We start from the raw sequence: 19,639 nt of genomic DNA on the forward strand, positions 1-19,639 counted from the left end.
GCTCTCCTGAAGACGCATAGCTTCAGGGGGATCGGGTCGCCAGGCAAGTGGGCGTTGCAGTTTGTTCAGACGTTGAGGGGAGCAGCGCTCCCGACACAGTACGCAATGACATCAATCCGTAGCCGGTTGCCAGCTACCGATCATGTGCACGATACCTTCCTGGCCTTCGACACGAAACTCACCGTGGGAACCGGCGGCGCTGGCCGACAGCGTGACATCGGCGGGCAGGCGTACCGGTTTCTGGAACTGCACGCTGATCTGGACGTTCGAGGCGGGCAGGTGATCTTCCAGTGCTGCGAGCGCACGTGCCTTGAGCCACATGCCGTGGGCAATGGCGCGTGGGAAGCCGAATAGCTTGGCGCTGGCGGCGCTGAGGTGAATCGGGTTGTAGTCGCCAGACACCTTGGCGTACTCGCGGCCGATCTGTGCAGACGCCCGCCAGCGGTCCAGCTCGATGAGCGGTCGCAGGTACGCTTCGGGCATTGGAACAGGCGCGTCCTCAAGATGAACGGCGGTGCACAGCAGAGTGCTTTCTTCTTCCCATAGCAGGCCCATTCCGTCCTCGGCCTGCGTGAGCAAGGTAAACGTCGCGCCTTTGGGGTGCGGGCGCAGGTCGGTGGCCTGCACGCTGATGTACAACTGGCTCACGCCGCCGAGCGGGCGAAGGGTGCGAATCTGATTGCCCAGATGAATGAGCCCCAGCAGCGGGAAGGGAAACTCCGGTGAGGTCATCAATTGCATCTGCAACGTAAAAGCCAGCGCATGCGGGTAAGTCGGCGGCAGCAGGCTGCTGTCTGCAAACCCACAGACCTTGCGGTACGCTTCAAGCTTGTCGTTATCGACCGCGATCCAGCTGCGCAACCCAAGATCGGGTAGCTGTGTGCCGGTTACCTTGCGCCTGAGCGCCGCCTGAATGAACAGGTTGGACAGCGGTTGTAGCGAATTGAGGTAGCGCCAATGAGCCGTCATCATCCATCTCCTTGAACTCAGTGCGGGACCTCAGGCCCCGATCACGTTTTGACCACATACGCGTAAAACCTGGCCACTGACGGCGCCGCTGCCCGGCTGGCTGAACCACGCCACCGCTTCTGCGACATCCTGTGGCGTACCGCCCTGGCCCAGCGAACTCATGCGCCGGCCCGCTTCACGCAAGGTGAACGGCATGTGGGCGGTCATTTTCGTTTCGATGAAACCCGGCGCAACAGCGTTGATGCTGATGCCGCGGGCCTTGAGCCCTGGCGCCATGGCCTTGGCAAAGCCGATCAGGCCGGCCTTGCTGGTGGTGTAGTTGGTTTGCCCGCGATTACCGGCGATGCCGCTGATCGAGGCCATGAGCACGATTCGGGCGTTGTCTTTCAGCGCGCCGCCATCAAGCAGCACCTGAGTGAGCACTTGCGGCGCGCCAAGGTTGACGGCCAGCACCGAGTCCCAGAAATCTTCCGGCATATTGGCCAGCGTCTTGTCGCGGGTGATGCCTGCGTTGTGCACCAGAATGTCGACGCCATCGGGCAGGTGTTCAAGCAGTTGCGCAGGTGCATCCGCCGCGCAGATATTTAGCGCCAGGGCCTGACCACCGAGCCGCGAGGCCAGTGCTTCCAGTTCTTTGCGGGTTTGCGGCACGTCCAGCAAAATGACCTGTGCGCCATCGCGGGTCAGGGTTTCGGCAATCGAGGCGCCGATGCCCCGCGCGGCACCGGTCACGACGGCTTTGCGCCCGGCCAGTGGGCGCGTCCAGTCCTGCACTTTGCTCGGGCAGGCGCTCAAATGGACAAACTGACCGGAGATGAATGCCGCCTTGGGGGTCAGGAAAAAGCGCAATGCGCCCTCCAGTTGGTCCTGCGCGTCTTCGTCCACCTGCAACAGCTTGACCGTCGCACCGTTGCGCACTTCCTTGGCCAGCGAGCGGCTGAAGCCCACGATGGCTTGCTGCGTGCTGGCCGCCAGCGGGTCGTCGAGCGTCTCCGGTGCGCGGCCAAGAATCACCACGTGTGCACAGTGGTCGAGGTTGCGCAGCAACGGTTGAAAGAAATCCCGGAGCTGTCTGAGCTGCTCGGTACGCAGAATCTGACTGGCGTCAAAGACCACTGCTTTCAGGCGCGGCCCCTGATTGGCGACCCAGGCGGTTGCGCCGGGCATCTCGCTGCCGAAGCTGTAAAGCGAGTCGGTCAGGCGGCTGGCGAACTGCCTGACCTGATCGCCCAGCGGCCCGGCGCTGATCAGCAGGGTGCCTTCGACCGGGCGCAAACGCCCGGCCTGCCAGCGCTCCAGGTGGGTGGGGGCGGGCAGACCGACGGCGTTCACCAGACGCCGACCCATGTCGGAATTGGCGAAATCAATATAGCGATCTGACGGCATGGAACACTCTCCTGAAGTCGGGGTTCAAAGGAATGGACCACGGTGGCATGACGTTTGTTCTTGCGATCGACACGGCTCATCCATTCGTATGCATAAAGGGAGTTTTCCATGACGCAACCTCGTCGGGTCGCCATCGTTGGCGGTAACCGCATTCCGTTCGCCCGCTCCAATGGCCCGTACGCCAATGCCAGCAATAAGGACATGCTCACCGCAGCACTTGAAGGTCTGATCGAGCGCTTCAACCTGCACGGGCTGCGCATGGGTGAAGTCGCGACGGGCGCGGTGCTCAAGCACTCCAGAGACTTCAACCTGACCCGCGAATGCGTGCTCGGCTCGCGGCTGTCCGCGCAGACTCCCGCTTACGACATTCAGCAGGCCTGCGGCACGGGGCTGGAAGCCGCATTGCTGGTGGCCAACAAGATCGCGCTAGGGCAGATCGAGTGCGGCATTGCCGGCGGCGTGGACACTACGTCGGATGCGCCAATCGGCGTCAATGAAGGGCTGCGCGCCATTCTGTTGCAGGTCAACCGCTGCAAGACCCCCGCTGACAAGTTCAAGGCGTTGCTGCAGTTGCGCCCGCATCACCTCAAGCCGGAGCTGCCGCGCAACGGTGAGCCGCGCACGGGGTTGTCGATGGGCCAGCATTGCGAACTGATGGCACAGACTTGGGGCATCGAGCGTTCAACGCAGGATCAACTGGCGCTGGAAAGCCATTTGAAAATGGCCGCCGCTTACGCTGAGGGCTGGCAGGATGATCTGATGACGCCGTACCTGGGGCTGATCCGCGACAATAACCTGCGCCCGGACCTGACGCTGGAGAAACTGGCCAGCCTCAAACCGGCCTTCGAGCGCAGCGCCAAAGGCACGTTGTCGGCAGGCAATTCGACACCGCTGACCGATGGTGCGTCGGTGGTGTTGCTGGCCAGTGAAGACTGGGCTCGCGAACGTGGTTTGCCGGTGCTGGCTTACTGGCGCGATGGCGAGGCAGCAGCGGTGGACTTCGTCAAAGGCACGGAAGGCTTGCTGATGGCGCCGGTCTACGCCGTTCCGCGTCTGCTGGCCCGCAACGGGCTTACGCTTCAGGATTTTGATTACTACGAAATCCACGAAGCGTTCGCCGCGCAAGTGCTGTGCACGCTCAAGGCCTGGGAAGACGCCGATTACTGCAAGACCCGCCTGGGGCTTGATGCGCCGCTTGGGTCGATTGACCGCAGCAAAATGAACGTCAAAGGCAGCTCACTGGCCGCGGGCCACCCCTTTGCTGCTACCGGAGGCCGCATCGTCGCCAACCTGGCCAAACTGCTGGCGGCGGCGGGCAGCGGACGGGGCCTGATCTCGATCTGCGCAGCAGGCGGACAGGGCGTGACGGCGATTCTTGAGCGTTAGGCAAATGGCGGCGGTCATGGGCATAATCCGCTGCCAGCGCAGTCAAGATCGGACGCAGAGCTTCCAGGACGGCGCTACCACGGCCTTCGGCCAGAATCAAAAGCGGATTTTTTTGTAACGTCGAGGTAAAACATGGGGCTCATCATTGGGATATCGGTCCTTCTGATTCTGATCGGCACTGTGCTCTATCTGTTCGATAAAGGCGCGCGAACCCGCTGGTTGCGGCCTTACATTGGCCTGGCGCTGATCGGTTTGCTGATCTTCGGCATGGGGCTGCTGGTGGGGCTGGTTTCCGATGAGATCGAAGGTTATTTTGTGCTGGTTGCCAAATGGGTGATCGCCGTGACCGGTATCATGTTTTGCCTGCGGCTGATCATGCTGATCGCCAAACGCTTCATCGTCAGAAATTGAGCGCGCAACCCGCCCATGCGTGACAGGACAACGTGGAAAATCATTTCAAATTTCTGACCTTGCCCAAGACCTCGGGCGAGGTCGCCAACGTCTTCATTCATGGCTACTCCTCAGGGCACGATCTGGATGACCGGCGCATGCTGGCCAGCAGCATTCCCGCAGCCTTGCGCCACAGCGTGAATATCCTCGCCTTTTGGCCGTCGAGCCATTTCACCCAGATGGATAACCGCTCCCGTGGCCTGCTGATGGCCGCCGCTCGTGTGCATCCGCTGGCCGGTGCGGCTGCGCTGGCGGGGGACCGTGTGGTTCATTTCGCGCGCATCCGCAATCGTGCCCGCGACATGGGCAAGGTGCTGCTGACGCAACTGGACCGCTACCTGTTCGAGCATCATCCGCAGGTAAAGCGCGTCAACCTGATCGGCCATTCACTGGGTGGCCGGCTGTTGGTCAGCGCACTCAAAAACGCCGAGCAACCCCTGGAACACGGCCTGGTCGTGGGTGATGTGCTGCTGATGGCCGCAGCGGTGCGCCTCAATGCCACCGAGGCCGAGCAGCTCAAACAAAGCATCAGCGGGCGGCTGATCAACGCTTATTCCAGCGAAGACCACGTGTTGCTGCTGAACCTGGGCGAGAAAAGCCTGGGGCGCACGCCGGTCGAGCATTTTGAAAATGTGCGCATGGCGGGGTATCGCCATCACCATTACTGGCGCCGTTTGCAGGAAGTGCTGATCGCGACCGGTTTCAGTGGGTGTGAAGGGTTGGAAACGGGTGTCGCGGTTTTGCCCGTGGCGACCCGCGACCCGATCTTGCAGGACGCCTTGCTGCACGACGTGCTGGCGCGCTCGCCGGATCACTTGCTGGACGCGGCGATCAGGCATTTGCGCAGCAGCCGCTGGACCCGCCTGCACGATGCCGAAGCAGACCGTGCCTATGCATTCGTGCGCGAATTCCAACTGGTCGCCGGACATTTTCTGGTCAACGCCGCACGTCGTCGAGGCGTGCCCTATACCCGAGCGCTGGGCATGCTGGCGCGGCAATACGGCCTGGACGACGCGCTGCACCAGTGCGCCACGGTGGTCGAGGTGGAAGAACTGCTGCTCAGAACGTTCTTTCGCCATGCGTTCAACAGTGCGCACCCGCTGGTGCAGATGCCCCGCGCCAGTGTCAGAGCGATGAGTTGGGAGGTGTACGCCGCGCATGTCGATACGCTGGCCGAGCGCCTGACCGTTGCTGCGTTTTTCAAGCCGGCGCAGTCCGAAAAAGCCCCCGGCAGGCTCAAAGGGTTATTGGGTGCCATTCGCCAGGCGCCGGTGCAGCGCTTGCTGACGCATTTTGGTACGGCGCTCAGGCCAGGTTATTCGGCGTTGATCCCAACCGTGGCCATCGTCTTTTACGCGCGCGTCATGCTGGACGATGACGCGCTGATGTAAGCCGCGCTCAGGCGGCGCGAGCCTCTTCCAGTGCGGCTTGCGAGAGCTGCTGGCGATGACGACTGGCGTAGCTCTCGGCGATGATCGAACAGACGATCAACTGCATCGGGTGATAAATCATGATCGGCAGCAGAATCAGCCCCATCCCCGGATTGCTGCCGAAGATCAAGGCCGCCATCGGCGCGCCGGCCGCGAGGGACTTCTTGGTGGCGCAGAACACCGCAGCAACTTTGTCGGCGTGATCGAACTTGAGCGCCCGCGCGGTGCTGGTGGTCAGCAGCAGAATCAACGCCAGCAACAGCGCGGTGCCGATAAATGCGGTGAGGATCACGCTGTTGCCCTGGCTTTGCCACATGCCGGAGATCATCGAGTTGCAGAACGCCGCATAGACGAGCAGCAGAATCACCATTTTGTCGATCAGGTTGGTGTACTTCTTGTGTCGCGCAAAGAACTTGCCCAGCAGCGGACGCAACAGTTGGCCCAGCACCAGTGGCAGCAGCAACATGGCGCAGAGGTTCAGTAGCGTATCGCCCAGATCGATACCGCCTGCGCCAGTGCCGACCAGCAGGCTCACCAGCCACGGCGTGATGAAAATCCCGATGACGCTGGACATGCTGGCGTTGAGAATCGCCGCCGGAACGTTACCGCCCGCGCTTGCGGTCAGCGCCACCGAAGACGAAATGGTCGAGGGCAGGGCGCACAGATAGAAAAAGCCCAGCATCAGTAGCGCAGGCACATGCGAGCCCAGCAGCTTATTGCACGCCAGCCAGATCAGCGGGAACACGACGAAGGTGAACACCTGAATCATCACGTGCAGGCGCCAGTTGCTCAGGCCCTTTTTGATCTGCTCGCTGGAGAGGTTGACCCCGTGCAGGAAGAACACCACGAACACGCCGATGTTAATGACGTATTCGGCATGCATGCTGCCGCCCGTGGCACCGAAGTGGGGGAGGAAGTAGGCAAGAACCGTCGCAAGGACCATGCCCCAGAGGAACCAGTCGGTGGCAACGCGCTTGAAGTGTTGGAGCGATTGCATGGCAGGCTCGGACAACTTTTTAATCAGGAATATCAGCAGGGTACTGTGCCCGATGGCCGTCTGGCGACACAAGGCCGTAGGGTAAGTCAGCGCCACTGTCGTTGTGCGTTCTGCACTGGAACAGGGCGTAAGTGTAACCAATCCCGCGCAGGCGGGTAGTTGCTGAGTTCGGGAGATTGCCCGATGGGGTTTCATGTTGTGGGCAAGTTGCGCCGGGCGTTAACAAGACGTCAGGTGCTGTCTTTTTCTGCGACTGTACATTTTGTCCCGGAATATCTTTCACCTGCCGTGCGGCACGAAAGGTGCTTTAAACCGGGGTGTTGCGTGGTTTTTGCTTAAAAACCTTTCAATCCACAAGGCTCTACCCCTACTCGCTGGCGGAGGATTGCCGTATAACGGCAACAATCGCGTATCTGGCAACAAAGGACCCTTAATAAAAGCTGATGAAAACTCCTAAACGCATTGAACCCCTGATCGAAGACGGTCTGGTCGACGAGGTGCTGCGCCCGCTCATGAGTGGTAAAGAGGCAGCTGTTTATGTGGTGCGCTGTGGCAATGAGCTGCGGTGTGCCAAGGTTTACAAGGAGGCCAACAAACGCAGTTTCCGTCAGGCGGCCGAGTATCAGGAAGGTCGCAAGGTACGCAACAGCCGACAGGCCCGGGCAATGGCCAAGGGCTCGAAGTTCGGGCGCAAGGAAACCGAAGACGCCTGGCAGAACGCTGAAGTGGCGGCGCTGTTTCGTCTGGCCAGTGCAGGTGTCCGGGTGCCCAAGCCGTACGACTTCCTGGAAGGCGTGCTGCTCATGGAGCTGGTGGCCGACGAGTATGGCGATGCGGCGCCGCGTCTGAACGACGTGGTGCTGGAGCCGGACCAGGCGCGCGAGTATCACGCTTTCCTGATCGAGCAGATCGTGCTGATGCTGTGTGCCGGTCTGGTGCACGGTGACCTGTCCGAGTTCAATGTGCTGCTGGCGCCGTCTGGCCCGGTGATCATCGACCTGCCACAAGCGGTCGATGCGGCGGGCAACAACCACGCATTCAGCATGCTGGAGCGCGACGTCGGCAACATGGCCCTGTACTTCGGTCGCTTTGCGCCGGAGCTCAGGAGCACCAAGTACGCCAAGGAGATGTGGTCGTACTACGAGGCTGGCACGCTGTCGCCCACCACGGTGCTGACCGGTGAGTTTGATGAGCCGGAGGACGAAGCCGATGTGGGCGGCGTACTGCGCGAGATCGAAGCCGCGCGTCTGGACGAAGCCCGCCGCCAGGCAGCCCGCGCCGCAGACGACGCACCTCCGGGCAAATCCGCCGAAGAACCGCCGCCGCCGTGGCTGCAGTAGAGTCTGACGCCAGGCAGTCCCACTGGAGCGTTCGCAACGATACTTCAACTATCGTGCGACGTTCCGCGTCGTCATGCCGTTCTGGACGCTCTGCGTCCTCTGTTGAGCAGCGGGAATACCTATGAACAACACCCACCCGACGCCAGGTCCTTGAGGATCGGGCAGTCGGGGCGGTCGTTGCCCTGGCAGTGTTTCACCAGTTCCTCAAGCGTGTCGCGCAGGCTGGCCAGCTCGTCGATTTTCTGGTTCAGCTGGACGATGTGCTGGCGGGCCAGAGCCTTGACGTCGGCGCTGGCGCGTTGGCGGTCTTGCCAGAGGGTCAGCAGTTTGCTGACTTCTTCCAGCGAAAACCCCAGGTCCCGTGAGCGTTTGATGAACGCCAGGGTGTGCAGGTCTTCGGCGCCGTACAACCGATAACCGCTGTCGCTGCGATGCGCGGCTTTCAGCAGGCCGATGGACTCGTAATAGCGAATCATCTTCGCGCTCAAGCCGCTGCTCCTGGCTGCCTGGCCGATGTTCATGGTTTGTCCTCCAGATTACGCGGCTTCCAGGTTTTCAACAGCAGGGCGTTGCCCACCACGCTGACGCTGGACAGTGCCATGGCCGCGCCCGCCAGTACCGGGTTGAGATAGCCCAGCGCCGCAAGCGGGATGCCGATCAGGTTATAGACGAACGCCCAGAACAGGTTCTGGCGGATCTTCGCGTAGGTCCGTTGGCTGATGTCCAGCGCAGCCGGCACCAGTCGCGGGTCGCCGCGCATCAATGTAATGCCTGCGGCATGCATCGCGACATCAGTCCCGCCGCCCATCGCAATGCCCACGTCAGCCGCCGCCAGCGCCGGTGCATCGTTGATGCCGTCACCGACCATGGCCACCACATGGTTGCTTTTCAGCCGCATCACGGTATCGGCCTTGTCGGCAGGCAGCACCTCGGCGTGTACGTCGTGTATCCCCAGCGCCCTGGCAACCATCTGCGCGCTGCCGCGGTTATCGCCGGTCAGCAAATGGCTGGTGATGCCGCGCGCATTCAGCGCCCTTATTGCCTGATCAGTGCCGGGCTTGAGCGTGTCCCCAAACGCAAACATGCCGATCACTTTCGGCTCTGGAGCCTGCTCGATCAGCCAGGACAGCGTGCGCCCGTCGGCTTCCCAGATGCGTGCGGATTCGGCCAGATCGCCCATCGGCAGGCCGCTTTCGTCCAGCAAGCGCCGATTGCCCAGCGCCAGTTCGCGGCCCTGAACCGTGCCGGCGATCCCTCGGCCACTCAGGGCGTGGCTGTTTTCGACCGGGTCGAGTGTCAGTTGCCATTCATCGCAGACGTCCAGCACGGCCTTGGCTAACGGATGTTCGCTGCCGCGTTGCAGTGCGCCCGCCAGTTGCAGCAAGTGCTCTTCATTGCCCAGCACGGCGCTCATGTTGGTGATGCGCGGGGTGCCGGACGTCAGCGTGCCGGTCTTGTCGAACACCACGGCGTCCACATCATGGGCGCGCTCCAGGGCTTCTGCGTCCTTGATCAGAATGCCGTAGCGCGCCGCCACACCCGTTCCGGCCATAATCGCTGTCGGCGTCGCGAGGCCCAGCGAGCAGGGGCAGGCGATCACCAGCACCGCGACGGCGTTGATCAGTGCCACTTCCAGCGATGCACCGACCAGCAGCCAGCCCGCCAATGTGAAGAAGGCGATAACCAGCACGGTCGGCACAAACACCTGGCTGACTTTATCCACCAGTTTCTGGATCGGTGCCTTGCCTGCCTGTGCGTCTTCGACCAGACGAATGATGCGCGCCAGCACCGTTTCCGCACCCAGCGCGGCAGTACGAATCAGCAAGCGACCTTCGCCATTGATTGCACCGCCGGTGACCTTGTCACCCGGCTGTTTGGCCACCGGGAGACTTTCACCGGTAATCAACGCTTCGTCGGCGTGGCTGCGGCCCTCGAGCACTTCGCCGTCCACTGGAAAGCGTTCACCTGGCTTGACCAGCACCGCGTCGCCAAGCCGAAGCTCGCTGATCGCGACGTCTTGCTCAATGCCGTCAATCAGCCGCAGGGCGCGGTCCGGGCGCAATGCTTCCAGGGCGCGAATGGCGCTGGCGGTCTGGCGTTTGGCGCGGCTTTCCAGGTACTTGCCCAGCAGCACCAAGGCGATGACCACCGCCGATGCTTCAAAATACAGATGCGGCGTAGTGCCCGGTGCGGCATGCAGCCATTGATAGACGCTCAGGCCATAACCCGCGCTGGTGCCGATGGCGACCAGCAGGTCCATGTTACCTGCGCCCGCGCGCACTGCTTTCCATGCGGCCAGATAAAACCGCGCGCCCAGAATGAACTGCACCGGTGTCGCCAGTGCGAACTGCGCCCATGCGGGCAGCATCCAGTGCACGCCCAGCGGCGTCAGGAGCATCGGCGCGATCAGTGGTAACGCCAGCGCAATGGCCAGCAGCAAGGCCCAGCGCTCTCGGTGCAGATGCTGGATTTTTTTCTCGGCGTCGGCCTGCCGGTCCTGAATCAGTGTTGCGCCATAACCGGCGCGGGTGACGGCTGAAATCAGGGTGTGCGGATCGGTTTGCGGCGCAACGCTGACGTGCGCGCGTTCATTGGCGAGGTTGACCGTCACACTGTTGACCCCCGGCACTTTGGCCAGGGCACGCTCGACCCGACCTGCGCAACTGGCACAGGTCATACCGCTGATCGGCAGGTCGAAGGTGGTGATGTCTTGCATCTGTAACACTCCCTGAGACTGAATGCCTGCAAGGATCAACCTTGCCACATGGGCAAGGTCAAGCGCGAATCAATAGTTGAGGTCGGCTTTCTTGAGGTACAGCCCGTTCAGGTCGGTGGCGATGCGGTACTTGAGGATATCCCCGGCATGCAGCTGGATCTTGGTGTTGCGCGCAGCTTCCATCCCGCCCTCGCAGCCGCCCACGGTGCCGCGCAGTGTGGTCAGGCGCACGGACACTTCGCCGGGCGGCAGGTTGAAAGACACCGAGTCCTCCTGAAACAGCCTTCCGGCCAGGCGGTCCTGAACGTAGATGCCGATTTCGCAGGAGGTCGCCACTTCCAGCCGCTCTCGGGAAATAATCAGAATGCCGTAGTCCTGAGCAGCCTGAGTGGCCGGTGCGATAGCCAAGAAACCGAGAATGCTGAAGAGGCTCACTGCTGACCAGCGCATCGCTGATACTCCTGATGTAAACGTTGATGAGTCAGCTTGGCTCACGATCAGTCCGAATACCAGCCCTGCAGCGATAACAGAAACTTGACCTTGCCATGATGGCAAGGTTGAAGATGAGGGCCATCCATCATTGAAGGAGTGACAGCATGCAGTTATTCACTGTTCAAGGCATGACCTGCGGGCACTGTGTTCGCGCCGTGACCGAAGCGATCAAAAATGCCGACCCTGCCGCCGAGTTACAGGTCGAACTGGCCAGTAAACAGGTGAAGGTACAGAGCAGCCTGTCGCCGGAGCAGATCATCGGGCTGATCGGCGAAGAAGGTTATCAGGCGCAATTGGCATGATTCAAAACGGGGAAGTCAGTTGATTTCCCCATTCATGTATCCAAAGTCATGCTGAAAAATTTTGAATTAATTCTCCCGTCCGTCGTTCTCTTTCAGGTAAGCCGGTTAAACTTGCCCGTTGCTCTGTACCCGTTAATGGACACCCGATGAATCTACGAACGATCCTTATCCTCGGCTCACTGAGCGCTTTTGGCCCTCTGGCCATCGACTTTTATCTTCCCGGCTTTCCGGCCATGGCCTCGTATTTCGGCACCGATGAAAAACACGTGCAGTTGACCCTGGCCGCCTATTTTCTGGGGCTGTCGCTGGGGCAACTGGCTTACGGTCCAGTGGCTGACCGCTTTGGCCGGCGGATCCCGATGCTGGTCGGCGTGACGCTGTTCATGCTCGCGTCGGTGGCTTGCGCCTTTGCGCCAAGCCTCGAATGGCTGATCGGTGCACGCTTCATTCAGGCGCTGGGAGGCTGTGCCGGGATGGTTCTGTCGCGGGCGATCGTCAGCGACAAGTGCAATGCGGTCGAGTCCGCCAAGGTCTTTTCGCAACTGATGCTGGTCATGGGGCTTGCGCCGATTCTGGCGCCGATGCTGGGCGGTGTACTGGTCAGCACCTTCGGCTGGCAATCGATCTTTGCCAGCCTCGCGCTGTTCAGTGCTGCCTGTCTGACTGCGGTTGCGCTGTGGCTGCCGGAAAGCATGCCGGCCAGCACGCCTCGCCAACCGTTGAACGGCGCGTTGCGCCAGTACGTCAATCTGCTGCAAGACCGCGTTTTCATCGGTCATGCCCTGACGGGCGGCATCGCGATGGCAGGTATGTTCGCTTACGTCGCCGGGTCGCCGTTCGTGTTCATCAAGCTGTATGGCGTGCCGGCAGAGCATTATGGCTGGCTGTTCGGGATGAATGCGGCGGGCTTCATTCTGGTTGCGCAGATCAACGCCCGTATTCTGCGCAAGACGGGCCCTGCGTTTTTGCTGTCACGCACGGTCTGGATCTACCTGGCGGCAGCGCTGGTTTTGCTCGCGATCACCGGGCTGCGTACCGAAGCACTGTGGCCGCTGCTGGTGCCGCTGTTCATTTGTGTGGCGAGCCTGGGTTGCATCATCCCCAATGCGTCTGCCTGTGCCATGAATGGCCAGTGGGCTCGCGCCGGCAGTGCGTCGGCTTTGTTGGGTTGCCTGCAATTCAGCGTCGCCGCCGTGGCGGCCAGTCTGGTCGGCGTGCTGCATGACGGCACCGCCACACCGATGGCGCTGGTGATCAGCCTGTGCGGCGTGCTGACCGTGAGCATTTCGGTGCTGACACGCCGTGCCCAGGCCAGGCGCGATGTTCTGGCCCAGACGGCCTGATCAGTTGCAGCGGTGGTGTCAGTGCAAGGTGCACTGACACCCAGCGCTTCAGAACCCTTCAAGCACAACCTTGCCTTTGGCCTTGCCGCTTTCCAGCATGGCGTGAGCACGACGCAGGTTTTCGGCGTTGATGGTGCCGAAGTGTTCACCGAACGTGGTTTTCAGCGTACCGGCGTCAATCAGCTCGGCCACCCGGTTGAGCAGGTTGTGTTGTTCGATCATGTCCTCGGTTTCAAACATCGACCGCGTGTACATGAACTCCCAGTGCAGCGACAGGCTCTTGCGCTTGAGCTTTGACACGTCAAGCGCCTTCGGATCATCAATCAGGCCCAGCTTGCCTTGTGGCCTGAGCGCCTCGACCAATTGGTCCAGATGCTGCTCGGTCTGGGTCAGGCTGGCCACATGGGTCACCTGGTCAAGGCCGACGCGTTTGAGCTCTTCGCTCAACGGCTTGCTGTGGTCCAGTACCTCATGCGCGCCCAGTTCGCGAACCCAGCTTTCGGTTTCGGCTCGCGACGCGGTGCCGATGACTTTCAGCGAGGTCAGTTGTCGCGCCAGTTGCGTCAGGATCGACCCCACGCCACCGGCCGCGCCGACAATCAGCAGGCTTTGCGAACCTTCGCCTTTGCGCTGCGCAACCTGCAGGCGCTCGAACAACAGCTCCCAGGCCGTGATCGCGGTCAACGGCAGCGCCGCCGCATGAGCAAAACTCAGGGTCTTGGGCATGTGGCCGACGATGCGCTCGTCCACCACATGCAGCTCGCTGTTGCCACCCGGTCGGGTCAGGGACCCGGCATAGAACACCTTGTCGCCTGGCTTGAACAGTGTGACCTGACTGCCGACCGCTTTCACGACGCCCGCCACATCCCAGCCCAACACCTTGGCTGCGCCGTCTTCCGGCTGGACGTTCTGACGGATCTTGGTGTCCACCGGGTTGACGGAGATCGCCTTGACCTCGACCAGCAGATCACGAGCGCCAGCCACTGGCTCGGGCAGTTCGATGTCCTGCAATGCCTGGGCGTCGCTGATCGGCAGAGACTGGTAGTACGCGATGGCTTTCATGTCAGTGACCTCAAAGGAAAATGATGGACGGATCATTGGCTATTTCCAGTAAAGATAAAACCCGCTAAAACGGCAGTCTCTTTCAATCTTATTTTGATAATACGAGGCGTTGATGCTGCGTTTTGATGACCTGCAGTTGTTCGTGCGTGCAGCAGACCTGGGCAGTCTTTCTGCTGCGGCGCGGGTGATGGACCTGTCGGCGGCCGTTGCCAGTGCCGCCCTCAAGCGTATCGAGCGGCAACTGGGCGCGCGCTTGCTGGCGCGTTCGACCCGCAGCCTGCGCCTGACCGCCGAAGGTGAAGGGTTTCTGGAATACGCGCGCGCGGCACTCGGCAGCCTGGAAGAAGGGCGGCGCCTGCTGGCCAGCAGTCAGGACCGTTGCGAGGGTGTGCTGCAACTCTCCGCACCGTCGGACTTTGGCCGCAACGTCCTTTTGCCCTGGCTGGACGAATTTCAGCAGCAACATCCGCAGTTGACCGTGCGTCTGTTGCTGGGCGACCGTATTGCCGATCTGTTCCGCCAGCCTGTCGATGTCGCGCTGCGTTACGGTGCGCCTGAGGACTCCAGCCTGGTTGCGCTGCCGGTGTTGCCTGACAACCGGCGGGTGCTCTGTGCAGCGCCGGGTTATCTGCAGCGTCATGGTGAGCCGCAGCAGGTCGAGCAACTGGTACACCATAACTGCCTGCTGTTCATGCCGGGTGATCGCATCCATGACCGCTGGACGCTGGAGGACGGCAAGCGCGAGATCAGCGTGACGGTCAGCGGCACCCGCGTCAGCGACGATGCTGATGTGGTGCGTCGTTGGGCCGTTGCAGGTGAAGGTGTCGCGTACAAGTCCTGGCTGGACGTTGCCGCCGATGTAAGGGCCGGGCACCTGAAAGTGTTAATGCCTGACTTGATGGGCGAGCGTGCACCACTGAACTTGCTGTGCGCGCACCGTGCTCAACTCAGCAAGCCCGTCATTCTGTTATTGGAAATGCTCAGGTCGCGTTGTAAGCAACATGTTGTAGGCCAGTCGCCTGTTGGTTTGTTGTAATGGCCGGCTTGAAGTAGGAAACGGCTTACGGAAGTGTCGGAAAATAAAGTATTTAAATTTACTTAAAAAATGAAAGATTCCGGTGCCAGAACAAAGTTGAAACTGACTGTTGTGAAGTGGTTTTGGCATTTTTGTCATAGGCATTGCGCTTGTCTTTTCGGGTCGTGCTTGGAGTGAGGGCTGAAAGCCCCATTCCAGAGCGGTTTCAGCGTTATAACAGGATGCCGTTCAATCGGCCTGATCGCTACAGCGTCGGGCTATGTTCCCTGCCTGTGCGCGACAACAGTTTGTACGAAAAGTTTTTCACTTCCTTAGGCCAGAGGGCATAGAGTTTATACTTGTCATTTCAGATAAGAGCCGCGTTGAACTTTACGGCGGCGTGATCGCTTTCATTAAGTCATCGCGATAGATGAATGTTTCAACAGGGAGGGAACACATGGAATACGGACCTGGCATCAGCCAGATTGCGACATTGCTGGCCGACCCCAAGCGCAGCGCAATGCTCTGGGCGCTGATGGACGGTACGGCTCGCCCTGCCGACGAGCTGGCCATTCTGGCGGGGGTTTCGGCAGCGTCTGCGGGCGCGCATCTGGCACGTCTTACCAGTGGTGGTCTGTTGAGGCAGGAGGCGCGAGGGCGCAAGCGTTTCTTTCGTCTGGCCGCGCCGGAGGTGGGCGCTGCGGTGGAAGCGCTGGCTTGTGCGTCGGTGGCCAGTGCTGATCAGATCAATCGTCGTTTTGCCCAACCCATGCCGCTCTTGCCGCTACGTCGCGCGCGGGTCTGCTCCGATCATCTGGGGGGTGAAATAGCCGCCGAACTGTATCAGCGCCTGCTGGAGGCGGGCTGGATAGAACGGCATGAGAAGCGCATCGAGGTCACCAGCAGGGGAGTGGCCCTGTTTGCCGAGCGCGGCATCTACATACCTGCACTGGCGCAGCGCAAACGCGAAACGGTCTGCGCCTGCCCCAAATGGAACGACCGCAGCCCGCATTTGGGGGGCGCGCTGGGGGCAGGGCTGCTACAACTGTTCATCCAGATGGGCTGGCTGCGCACAACAGAAGAGTCCAGCACCCTGCAGGTTTCGTCCAGCGGGCAGCGGGAAATCAACAGCATCGCGGCGGCGGCCTGAGTCGCATCTGCGCCGTAAAAGCGTTCAGAGCTGCATTCCCACGCGGTCAGCGCTCCATACAGGCGCGCTTTTGATTCTGGCGAAGGCCACGGGAGCAGACCGGGCGACGCTTCACTTGTCCGCTATCTCCTGTAGGAGCGGACTTGTCCGCGAACTGTCGGGAACCGGCAGCAAAACCAGCCGCCTCGGCGCACCAGATACAACCAAGGTGGCCTGTTTTGGGGCCGCTTCGCAGCCCTTCGCGGACAAGTCCGCTCCTACGCCATACGAGCAGAGGCTGTTTTCGGGGTTTTCAGGGCTTGACCAGTCGTGCATCCAGGCTGTTTTGCGCCAGGCGGCGTGCCTGATCTTCGGTCATGCCCAGGTGGGTGTGCAGCGCGTGGAAGTTTTCGGTCACGTAGCCGCCGAAGTAGGCCGGGTCGTCCGAGTTCACGGTGACTTTCACGCCGCGCTCGAGCATGTCGAGAATATTGTGCTGGGCCATGTCATCGAACACGCACAGTTTGGTGTTGGACAGCGGGCAGACGGTCAGCGGGATCTGTTCGTCGATGATGCGCTGCATCAGCCGCTCGTCTTCGATGGCGCGTACGCCGTGGTCGATGCGCTGGATTTTCAACAGATCCAGGGCTTCCCAGATGTATTCCGGCGGGCCTTCTTCGCCAGCGTGGGCGACGGTCAGGAAGCCTTCGTTGCGCGCGCGGTCAAAGACGCGCTGGAATTTGCTCGGCGGATGGCCCATCTCGGAGCTGTCGAGGCCGACGGCGACGAACGCATCACGAAACGGCAGCGCCTGGTCGAGGGTCTTTTCGGCTTCGTCTTCGGACAGATGACGCAGAAAGCTCAGGATCAAACCACTGTCGACGCCCAGCTTCGACTTGCCGTCTTTCAAGGCCCCGGTAATCCCGGCCAGTACCACTTCAAAGGCAATGCCACGGTCGGTATGGGTTTGCGGGTCGAAGAACGGCTCGGTGTGGATAACGTTCTGTTCCTTGCAGCGCAGCAGGTACGCCCAGGTCAGGTCGTAGAAATCCTGCTCGGTGCGCAACACATCTGCGCCGCGGTAATACAGGTCGAGGAATTCCTGCAAATTATTGAAGGCATACGCCTTGCGCAGCGCTTCGACGTCATTCCACGGCAGGGCAATCCTGTTACGTTCGGCCAGGGCGAACAGCAGCTCGGGTTCCAGCGAGCCTTCGAGGTGCAAGTGCAGTTCTGCCTTGGGCAGGGCGTTCAACCAGTCGTACATATTCTTTTCTCATCAGGTGCAGATCGCGTGCATTCTACAGATGCATGTCGCTGCGCAGGGTAAAACCTGACCGAGCGTTCAACTTGCCTCCTGTTCGCGACGGTAAGCGTAGGTGTCAGCGAAGCGTGACAGCAGAAATTCGGCACAGGTCGTGACAGGGTAGCGGGCCGGATGAGTTTCGCTCTGGCAACCGGGCAGGCATTCGATTCGGGTATCGGGATGCGGCTCGGCAAAAAACGGCATCGAGTAGCGATCAACGCCCAGCGGGCTGACGACCCGGTGCGGTGTGGAGAGGTAACGGTCATTGCTCCAGCGCGCCATCATGTCGCCAAGGTTGACCACGAAGGTGCCGTCGATCGGCGGCGCGTCGATCCATTCGCCGCGTACATCGCGAACCTGCAAACCGCCCGCCGTGTCCTGATACAGCAACGTGATGCAGCCGTAGTCAGTGTGTGCGCCCGCGCCCTGTTGCTCGCTTGAAGTCGCCGTATGGCGCGGCGGGTAATGGATCATGCGCAGCACGCTGACCGGGTCCTGGAAGCGCTGATCGAAGAAGTCACGCTCGATGCCCAATGCCAGGGTCATGGCGCGCAGCAGGGTTTGCGCCAGAGCCTGCATGTCCAGGTAATGCTGCTCCATCAGGTCTTTCCAGCCGGGAATTGCCGGGTGCCGGTTGGGGCCGCGTAACGGTTTGCCGGCCAGCACGTCGGGATGATTGGTATCCAGGTGCAGGCCCATGTCGAAGGTTTCTTTCAGGTCGCTCGGCAGGCCAGGGTCCAGTTGCTCGGTGGCAATGGCGCCGTAGCCGCGATGGTGCGTGCTTTGCGTGATGTCGATGCGCAGTTTTTCGGCAGCATCGCGGGCGAAGAAGTCTTTGGCTGCCGATTGCACCTGTTCGATGCGCTCGGCAGTGATCGGGTGGCCCTTGATGTAGAAAAAGCCCCATTCCCGACAGGCGCTGTCTATCTGCGTGGCGACAGCCTGCCAGGCTTGGGTGTCAGTGCCGTAAAGCGGGCTGATGTCGATGATGGGAAGCTGGTCCATTAACCGGTCCTGGAAATCATTGTGGTGTAGCGTGTCGATGAGCGTGCCCGCCGAAACGGGCACGTGACGCCAGGCGGTTATTTAGGCAGTTCGGCCTTGATGCCTTCGACGTAGTAGTTCATCGATGCCAGCTCGGCATTGGTCGCGACCACGCCGTCAGCAATTTTGATCGTACCGTTCTGGTCCTTGATCGGGCCGGTGAACGGGTGGAACTCGCCGCTTTCGATGCTGGCGATGAGCTTCTGCGCTTCGGCTTTCACGTCAGCAGGCACCACGTCGCTGATCGGCAGTTCGACCGTGCCTTCTTTCAGGCCGCCCCAATAATCCTGCGGCTTCCAGGTGCCGGCAATCACGCCCTCGGCGGCCTGAATGTAATGCGGGCCCCAGTTGTTGACGATGGAGGCCAGCACCGCTTTGGGCCCGAAGTGCGCCATGTCTGAAGCGTAGCCCACGGCATACACGCCACGACGCTCGGCGGTCTGGATCGGTGCCGGGCTGTCGGTGTGCTGGAACACCACGTCCACACCCTGATCGATCAGGGCGTTGGCGGCATCGGCTTCCTTGCCCGGATCGAACCAGGAGTTGACCCACACCACTTTGATCTCGGTGCCGGGGTTGTATTTGTTCAGCGCCAGCTGGATGGCGTCGATGTCGCGCAGCACTTCAGGGATCGGGAAGGAGGCGACGTAACCGATCTTCTTGGTCTTGGTCATCTTCGCCGCGATGTAACCACTGACGTAGCGGCCTTCATACGTGCGGGCCAGATAGGTGCCCATGTTCTTGTCCTGCTTGTAGCCCGTCGCGTGCTCGAATTTCACTTTGGGGAATTGCTTGGCAACTTTCAGGGTCGGGTTCATGTAACCGAAGGAGGTGCTGAAAATCAGGTCATAGCCGCCCTTGGCCATGTTGCGAATCACCCGCTCGGCGTCTGCACCTTCCGGGACGTTTTCCACGTAGCTGCTGCTGACTTTGTCACCCAGCGCCGCGACCATCGCCTTGCGGCCCTGCTCGTGCTGATAGGTCCAGCCGTGGTCGCCGATGGGGCCGATATAGACGAATCCGACTTTCAACGGATCGGCTGCCGAGGCGAGCAGGCTGGAGCCGATGCCGACGACAGCGGCCATGGCGCACAGCAGTTTTTTCAGAGGACGACGTGGGTTGGTCAGGTGCATCGGGTCTAGCTCCTTGCGGTCTTGTTGGAGTGCATACCCCGACAATGCAAATAACTGACCAACAAGACAACTATGCTGCCCGCGCGCCTTTGATTCTGCCCAAAAGGCGTGTGAGCGGACTTGTCCGAAAACAATGCTG

18 protein-coding genes are annotated in these 19,639 nt (G+C 61.0%); 8 read left to right on the plus strand and 10 right to left on the minus strand.

Features of this window, described 5'->3' with window-relative positions; translation table 11 throughout:
- Positions 1–111: 111 nt before the first annotated feature.
- Both PSPTO_RS03905 and PSPTO_RS03910 read right to left on the minus strand, forming a co-directional pair.
- Entirely contained in the window at positions 112–969 is an 858-nt protein-coding gene (locus tag PSPTO_RS03905) for a MaoC family dehydratase (protein ID WP_011103261.1), read from the minus strand.
- 30 nt (positions 970–999) lie between these two features.
- A complete protein-coding gene (locus PSPTO_RS03910) occupies positions 1,000–2,355 on the minus strand; it encodes a 3-oxoacyl-ACP reductase (protein WP_011103262.1) in 1,356 nt (451 codons plus the stop codon).
- 108 nt (positions 2,356–2,463) lie between these two features.
- Here PSPTO_RS03910 and PSPTO_RS03915 point away from each other — a divergent pair, with 108 nt between their 5' ends.
- The 3 genes from PSPTO_RS03915 to PSPTO_RS03925 all read left to right on the plus strand — a co-directional run bounded on the left by PSPTO_RS03915 (position 2,464) and on the right by PSPTO_RS03925 (position 5,582).
- A complete protein-coding gene (locus PSPTO_RS03915; protein WP_011103263.1) occupies positions 2,464–3,741 on the plus strand; it encodes an acetyl-CoA C-acetyltransferase in 1,278 nt (425 codons plus the stop codon).
- A 132-nt stretch (positions 3,742–3,873) separates the two neighbouring features.
- On the plus strand, positions 3,874–4,152 hold the full coding sequence (locus PSPTO_RS03920; protein ID WP_005614458.1) for a hypothetical protein: 279 nt from the start codon (positions 3,874–3,876) through the stop codon (positions 4,150–4,152).
- A gap of 32 nt (positions 4,153–4,184) precedes the next feature.
- Positions 4,185–5,582, plus strand: coding sequence for a DUF726 domain-containing protein (locus PSPTO_RS03925; protein ID WP_005770090.1), 1,398 nt, complete (start codon positions 4,185–4,187; stop codon positions 5,580–5,582).
- A gap of 7 nt (positions 5,583–5,589) precedes the next feature.
- Here PSPTO_RS03925 and PSPTO_RS03930 read toward each other — a convergent pair whose 3' ends face one another.
- Positions 5,590–6,690: a bile acid:sodium symporter family protein gene (locus PSPTO_RS03930; RefSeq protein WP_046463386.1), complete on the minus strand. Its 1,101-nt coding sequence runs from the start codon at positions 6,688–6,690 to the stop codon at positions 5,590–5,592.
- A gap of 371 nt (positions 6,691–7,061) precedes the next feature.
- Between PSPTO_RS03930 and PSPTO_RS03935 the strand changes: the two genes are divergently transcribed.
- Positions 7,062–7,958, plus strand: a complete 897-nt coding sequence (locus PSPTO_RS03935; RefSeq protein WP_005770085.1) for a PA4780 family RIO1-like protein kinase — start codon at positions 7,062–7,064, stop codon at positions 7,956–7,958.
- Between the two features lie 119 nt (positions 7,959–8,077).
- Here PSPTO_RS03935 and cueR read toward each other — a convergent pair whose 3' ends face one another.
- From cueR to PSPTO_RS03950, 3 genes are all read right to left on the minus strand, one after another.
- Positions 8,078–8,479 (minus strand): Cu(I)-responsive transcriptional regulator, encoded by a 402-nt coding sequence (gene cueR / locus PSPTO_RS03940; RefSeq protein ID WP_005770083.1) that lies wholly within the window; start codon positions 8,477–8,479, stop codon positions 8,078–8,080.
- Positions 8,476–10,674 carry a heavy metal translocating P-type ATPase gene (locus tag PSPTO_RS03945; RefSeq protein WP_005770081.1) on the minus strand — a complete coding sequence of 733 codons (2,199 nt, stop codon included), beginning with the start codon at positions 10,672–10,674 and terminating at the stop codon, positions 8,476–8,478. The genes cueR and PSPTO_RS03945 overlap by 4 nt, the downstream gene beginning before the upstream one ends.
- Before the next feature lie 69 nt (positions 10,675–10,743).
- Complete coding sequence (locus PSPTO_RS03950) at positions 10,744–11,124, minus strand: hypothetical protein (RefSeq protein ID WP_005770079.1); 381 nt, start codon at positions 11,122–11,124, stop codon at positions 10,744–10,746.
- Positions 11,125–11,270: 146 nt separating this feature from the next.
- Between PSPTO_RS03950 and PSPTO_RS03955 the strand changes: the two genes are divergently transcribed.
- Both PSPTO_RS03955 and PSPTO_RS03960 read left to right on the plus strand, forming a co-directional pair.
- A complete protein-coding gene (locus PSPTO_RS03955; protein WP_005770077.1) occupies positions 11,271–11,468 on the plus strand; it encodes a heavy-metal-associated domain-containing protein in 198 nt (65 codons plus the stop codon).
- A gap of 146 nt (positions 11,469–11,614) precedes the next feature.
- Positions 11,615–12,811 carry a multidrug effflux MFS transporter gene (locus PSPTO_RS03960; protein WP_005770075.1) on the plus strand — a complete coding sequence of 399 codons (1,197 nt, stop codon included), beginning with the start codon at positions 11,615–11,617 and terminating at the stop codon, positions 12,809–12,811.
- 48 nt (positions 12,812–12,859) lie between these two features.
- On the opposite strand, the gene PSPTO_RS03965 is transcribed toward PSPTO_RS03960, so the two are convergent.
- The gene (locus tag PSPTO_RS03965; protein WP_005770073.1) at positions 12,860–13,873 is read right to left on the minus strand and encodes a zinc-binding alcohol dehydrogenase family protein; all 1,014 of its coding nucleotides are present in this window, start codon (positions 13,871–13,873) and stop codon (positions 12,860–12,862) included.
- A 112-nt stretch (positions 13,874–13,985) separates the two neighbouring features.
- On the opposite strand from PSPTO_RS03965, the gene PSPTO_RS03970 reads away from it, so the two are divergent.
- Positions 13,986–14,909, plus strand: coding sequence for a LysR family transcriptional regulator (locus PSPTO_RS03970; RefSeq protein ID WP_011103267.1), 924 nt, complete (start codon positions 13,986–13,988; stop codon positions 14,907–14,909).
- A gap of 436 nt (positions 14,910–15,345) precedes the next feature.
- Positions 15,346–16,038 (plus strand): ArsR/SmtB family transcription factor, encoded by a 693-nt coding sequence (locus tag PSPTO_RS03975; protein ID WP_005770069.1) that lies wholly within the window; start codon positions 15,346–15,348, stop codon positions 16,036–16,038.
- A gap of 292 nt (positions 16,039–16,330) precedes the next feature.
- Here the strand turns inward: PSPTO_RS03975 and PSPTO_RS03980 are convergent, their stop codons facing one another.
- The 3 genes from PSPTO_RS03980 to PSPTO_RS03990 form a co-directional block, all read right to left on the minus strand.
- On the minus strand, positions 16,331–17,284 hold the full coding sequence (locus PSPTO_RS03980) for an adenosine deaminase (protein WP_005614495.1): 954 nt from the start codon (positions 17,282–17,284) through the stop codon (positions 16,331–16,333).
- Positions 17,285–17,362: 78 nt separating this feature from the next.
- Positions 17,363–18,328, minus strand: a complete 966-nt coding sequence (locus tag PSPTO_RS03985; protein ID WP_011103268.1) for a 2-oxoglutarate and iron-dependent oxygenase domain-containing protein — start codon at positions 18,326–18,328, stop codon at positions 17,363–17,365.
- Between the two features lie 77 nt (positions 18,329–18,405).
- Positions 18,406–19,500, minus strand: coding sequence for a BMP family ABC transporter substrate-binding protein (locus tag PSPTO_RS03990; protein WP_005614499.1), 1,095 nt, complete (start codon positions 19,498–19,500; stop codon positions 18,406–18,408).
- Between the last annotated feature and the right edge of the window lie 139 nt (positions 19,501–19,639).

Origin of the sequence: Pseudomonas syringae pv. tomato str. DC3000, from assembly GCF_000007805.1 — a bacterium.
Taxonomy (GTDB): domain Bacteria; phylum Pseudomonadota; class Gammaproteobacteria; order Pseudomonadales; family Pseudomonadaceae; genus Aquipseudomonas; species Aquipseudomonas avellanae.

Excerpts from the sequence above, each read along its gene's own strand:
- PSPTO_RS03905 (WP_011103261.1), bottom strand. The coding sequence starts at position 969 with ATGACGGCTCATTGGCGCTACCTCAATTCGCTACAACCGCTGTCCAAC.
- PSPTO_RS03910 (WP_011103262.1), bottom strand. The coding sequence starts at position 2,355 with ATGCCGTCAGATCGCTATATTGATTTCGCCAATTCCGACATGGGTCGG.
- PSPTO_RS03915 (WP_011103263.1), top strand. The coding sequence starts at position 2,464 with ATGACGCAACCTCGTCGGGTCGCCATCGTTGGCGGTAACCGCATTCCG.
- PSPTO_RS03920 (WP_005614458.1), top strand. The coding sequence starts at position 3,874 with ATGGGGCTCATCATTGGGATATCGGTCCTTCTGATTCTGATCGGCACT.
- PSPTO_RS03935 (WP_005770085.1), top strand. The coding sequence starts at position 7,062 with ATGAAAACTCCTAAACGCATTGAACCCCTGATCGAAGACGGTCTGGTC.
- cueR (WP_005770083.1), bottom strand. The coding sequence starts at position 8,479 with ATGAACATCGGCCAGGCAGCCAGGAGCAGCGGCTTGAGCGCGAAGATG.
- PSPTO_RS03945 (WP_005770081.1), bottom strand. The coding sequence starts at position 10,674 with ATGCAAGACATCACCACCTTCGACCTGCCGATCAGCGGTATGACCTGT.
- PSPTO_RS03950 (WP_005770079.1), bottom strand. The coding sequence starts at position 11,124 with ATGCGCTGGTCAGCAGTGAGCCTCTTCAGCATTCTCGGTTTCTTGGCT.
- PSPTO_RS03955 (WP_005770077.1), top strand. The coding sequence starts at position 11,271 with ATGCAGTTATTCACTGTTCAAGGCATGACCTGCGGGCACTGTGTTCGC.
- PSPTO_RS03960 (WP_005770075.1), top strand. The coding sequence starts at position 11,615 with ATGAATCTACGAACGATCCTTATCCTCGGCTCACTGAGCGCTTTTGGC.
- PSPTO_RS03965 (WP_005770073.1), bottom strand. The coding sequence starts at position 13,873 with ATGAAAGCCATCGCGTACTACCAGTCTCTGCCGATCAGCGACGCCCAG.
- PSPTO_RS03970 (WP_011103267.1), top strand. The coding sequence starts at position 13,986 with ATGCTGCGTTTTGATGACCTGCAGTTGTTCGTGCGTGCAGCAGACCTG.
- PSPTO_RS03975 (WP_005770069.1), top strand. The coding sequence starts at position 15,346 with ATGGAATACGGACCTGGCATCAGCCAGATTGCGACATTGCTGGCCGAC.
- PSPTO_RS03980 (WP_005614495.1), bottom strand. The coding sequence starts at position 17,284 with ATGTACGACTGGTTGAACGCCCTGCCCAAGGCAGAACTGCACTTGCAC.
- PSPTO_RS03985 (WP_011103268.1), bottom strand. The coding sequence starts at position 18,328 with ATGGACCAGCTTCCCATCATCGACATCAGCCCGCTTTACGGCACTGAC.
- PSPTO_RS03990 (WP_005614499.1), bottom strand. The coding sequence starts at position 19,500 with ATGCACCTGACCAACCCACGTCGTCCTCTGAAAAAACTGCTGTGCGCC.